Raw genomic sequence first — 3,766 nt, forward strand, 5'->3', positions numbered from 1 at the left:
GTCCGCCGGCGGGGCGATCCCGTCGAGCGTGGCGAGGTCGTCGTCGGTCAGCCGGAGCGCCGCGGCGGCGACGTTCTGCTCCAGGTGCTCCAGGTCGCCGGTGCCGGGGATGGCGAGCACGTGCGACCCGCGGTGCAGGGTCCATGCCAGCCGCACCTGGGCCGGCGTCGCGCCGTGCTTCGCGGCGACGGCGGCCACCCGCGCGGCGCCGGTCTCGTCCGCGGTGCCGCCGGGGACCGCCCCGGGCACCGCCGCTCCCATGGAGAAGAACGGCACGAACGCGATGCCGAGCTCGCCGCACCGGGCGAGCAGGCCGTCGTCGTCCCGCTCGGTGAGGCCGTACCGGTTCTGCACGCAGACGACGGGGGTGATCTCCAGCGCCTCGTCGAGCTGTTCGACCGAGACGTTGGACAGCCCGACGTGCCGCACGAGCCCGGCGTCGCGCAGGTCGGCCAGGGCACCCACGTGCTCGGCCACCGACCCGCCCGCGGGTTCCAGTCCGACGCCCCAGCGCAGGTTCACGACGTCCAGCCGGTCCAGGCCGAGCTGGCGGAGGTTCTCCTCGACCTGCCCGCGCAGCTGGTCGGGCCGCGCGTACGGCTCGAACTCGAAGCCGCCGTCGCGCGGGCGGCTCGGCCCCACCTTGGTGGTGATGACGAGGTCCTCGTCGTAGGGCTGGAGGGCGGTGCTGATCAGCTCGTTCGCGGAGCGCCGGGGGACGAAGTAGAAGGCGGCGGTGTCGACGTGGTTCACCCCGAGCTCGACGGCGCGGCGCAGCACCGAGATCGCCTCGCGGCGGTCGCGGGGCGCCTCGTCCCACGGCATGCCCGTGGTCCGCATCGCACCGAAGCCGAGCCGGTGGACGGTGCGGTCGCCGAGCTGCCAGGTGCCGGCCGCGGCGGCGTCGGGAGCGGCGGTGGGGGTGGTGGTCGTGGAGGTCGTCATGTCGTCCAGCCTCCGCGGGGGCCCGGCGAGGATCACGCGGATGGCAGCTTGTTGCCGACCCTGGCAGCACCCTGCCACCGGGTGCAGGATCGAGAAATGCAAACCGGAGAGGCCGTCACCGTCGTGCAGGGCGACGAGGAGCTGCTCGCCCGCACGGCGCACCTGTTCGCGCACGCCACCGAGATCTCGTGCGCCGCGAACGACCTGGGCACGTGGGTCGTCACGCACGGCCCGCAGGAGGCCGTCCCGCCGCACCGCCAGGACGACCTGCGCCTGCGCAAGGTCTTCCGGCCGGGCGTGCTCCTCGACCCGGTGGCCGCCCGCGGACTGGTCCGCGCCCGGGACGAGCACGGCGCGCACGTCCGCATCACCACCGAGGAGGTCAACGAGACGATCCTCTTCGACCGCCGGCTGGCGGTCCTCGCCGGTGACGTCCGGGCGGGGCGCCGCAGCTACGGCGTCGTCACGCAGCCGGAGGCGGTGCAGGGGGTGGCGTCGCTGTTCGAGGCGGTGTGGCGGTCCGCCGTCGACCTCGAGGTCTTCGACGCCCGCATCGCCGAGATCCGCGCCATCGCGCCCCAGGTGCTGGACCTGCTCGGGCAGGGTGTCAAGGACGAGACCGCGGCGCGTGCCATGGGGATGGGCGTGCGCACGTACCGCCGCCGCGTCGCCGAGCTGCTGGCCGCGCTCGGCGCCACCTCGAGGTTCCAGGCGGGGGTGCGGGCGCGGGAGCTCGGCCTGGTCTGAGCGTGGCCGAGCCCTACCGCCCCGGCGTGACCAGCCCGGTCTCGTAGGCCAGCACGACGAGCGCGGCGCGGTCACGGGCGTCCAGCCGGGCGAGCAGCCGGCTGACGTACGTGCGCGCCGTCGCGGGGCTGAGGTACAGCTCGCGGGCGATCTCGTCGTTGGTCAGCCCGCGCCCGACGCCCTCGAGCACCTCGCGCTCGCGCTCGGTGAGGCGGGCGAGGAGGCCGTCGTCGAGCCGCCGGGGCGACGCCGCGACCGCCCGCAGCACGGTCGCCGTGACCGCGGGGGACAGCAGGGAGCCGCCGGCGGCGACGGTGCGGATCGCGGCGCGCAGGTCGCCGGGGGAGACGTCCTTGAGCAGGTAGCCCGCCGCACCGGCGCGGACGGCCTCGACCACGTGCTCGTCCTCGTCGAACGTCGTGAGCACCAGGACGCGCACGTCCCGCAGCGCCGGGTCGGCGACGACGGCGCGGGTGGCCTCGATGCCGTCCAGGCCGGGCATCCGCACGTCCATGAGCACGACGTCGGGCCGCAGCTCGCGCACCCGCGCCAGCCCGGCGCGCCCGTCGGCCGCCTCGCCGACCACCGTGATGTCGCCGTCGAGCTCCGCCAGCGGACGCAGCCCGGCGCGCACCAGCTCCTGATCGTCGACCAGCACCACCCGGATCATGGCTCCAGTCTGGCCGGTCGGCCCCGTCGGACCGGCAGTTCGCGCTCGGCGCGGCAGCTCGAGGTGCCGCGCCGAGCACGAACTGCCGCGGCGAGCGGCTGTGCTCAGCGGGGCAGCGTCGCCGGCAGGTCGGCGACGACGGCGAACCCGCCGCCCGGCGCGTCGCCCGCGGTGAGCGTGCCGCCCAGCAGCCCCGCGCGCTCGCGCATCCCGGCCAGGCCGGCCCCGGTGCCGGGGGCTGCGCCGGACCCGCGGCCGTCGTCCGTCACCGCCAGGCGCAGGTGCCCGTCGTCGACGCGCGCCTCGACCCGCACGTGCCGGGCGCGCGCGTGGCGCAGCACGTTCGTCAGCGCCTCCTGGGCGATGCGGTACGCGGCGGCGTCGATCGCGTCGCTCAGCGCCCCGGGCGCGACGGCGTCGACCACCTCGACGTCGACGCCGGCCGCCCGCACCGGCGCGACGAGACCGTCGAGACCCGCCAGGCCGAGGGCCCCGCGCGGCGCGGCGTCGGGTGCGGGCTCGCGCAGCACCTTCACCGTGGCCCGCAGCTCGTCGAGGGTGCCCGACGCCGCCTCCCGGACGCGGGCGAGCGCGCCGCGCGCCGCGTCGTCGTCCCGCCCGACCGCCTCGTCCGCGACACCGGCGTGCAGCGCGACGACCGACAGGTGGTGGCCGACGGTGTCGTGCAGGTCGCGCGCGATCCGCAGCCGCTCGGCCTGCAGCCGCTCCTGCGCGGCGTGCGCCTCCTGCTCCGCCGTGAGCTCGCGGACCAGCGCGGTGCGCTCGCGGGCCTCGCGCGCCAGCCGGACGGCGACGCCGAGCGCGACGGCCGCCGCCGTGAGCGCCACGTTGGTGACGAGGTCGTAGGCGGTGAGCGCGGCGGCGGGCTCGACGTCCTCGTCGGTCACGCGGAAGTACGTCGCGACCACGACGAGGACCCCGCCGGTGGCCACCGCCCACCCGGTGCGCCCTCGCTCCGCCGCCGAGTACAGCGCCGCCACCGCGGGCAGCACCATGCCGACCGGCGCCAGGCCGAGCGCGTAGTAGGCGCACACGCCCAGGAACGTGAGCACGAGCATCGTGCGCGGCGCGAACCGGCGCAGCAGCACCAGCGCGCCCAGCCCCGCCGCGAACGCGTACGCGGCCGGGCCCGCGTCGCCGTCGCCCGCCGGGTCCGCCGCGATGACCACCGCCACGACGAGCGTCGACGCCAGCGCGAGGACCACGTCGGTCACCCACGGGCTCGGCGGCGCCGTCGCGGACGAGGTCATGCCAGCCAGGCTAGGCGTCGCCCCCGCAGGGCGCCGAACAGGCAGTTGACACCGTGATGGGGCTCCGCCGCGCCCCCACACCCAGTCAACAGCCCGGTGGACCTCCGGGGGCCCGGCGGGGTGGCGCCACGGG

4 protein-coding genes are annotated in these 3,766 nt (G+C 76.8%); 1 reads left to right on the top strand and 3 read right to left on the bottom strand.

Annotated elements, in window-relative coordinates; translation table 11 throughout:
- The coding region (locus ACFWDO_RS21220) for an oxidoreductase (RefSeq protein WP_380326892.1) at nucleotides 1–945 on the bottom strand (945 nt) is incomplete at its 3' end.
- A 96-nt stretch (nucleotides 946–1,041) separates the two neighbouring features.
- Between ACFWDO_RS21220 and ACFWDO_RS21225 the strand changes: the two genes are divergently transcribed.
- Nucleotides 1,042–1,692, top strand: coding sequence for a DNA-binding response regulator (locus tag ACFWDO_RS21225; protein ID WP_380326895.1), 651 nt, complete (start codon nucleotides 1,042–1,044; stop codon nucleotides 1,690–1,692).
- Between the two features lie 13 nt (nucleotides 1,693–1,705).
- Here the strand turns inward: ACFWDO_RS21225 and ACFWDO_RS21230 are convergent, their stop codons facing one another.
- The gene (locus tag ACFWDO_RS21230) at nucleotides 1,706–2,362 is read right to left on the bottom strand and encodes a response regulator (protein ID WP_380326898.1); all 657 of its coding nucleotides are present in this window, start codon (nucleotides 2,360–2,362) and stop codon (nucleotides 1,706–1,708) included.
- Nucleotides 2,363–2,466: 104 nt separating this feature from the next.
- Entirely contained in the window at nucleotides 2,467–3,633 is a 1,167-nt protein-coding gene (locus tag ACFWDO_RS21235) for a sensor histidine kinase (protein WP_380326901.1), read from the bottom strand.
- Nucleotides 3,634–3,766: the final 133 nt, after the last annotated feature.

It is taken from the genome of Isoptericola sp. NPDC060185 (genome assembly GCF_042728595.1).
Lineage (GTDB): Bacteria > Actinomycetota > Actinomycetes > Actinomycetales > Cellulomonadaceae > Isoptericola.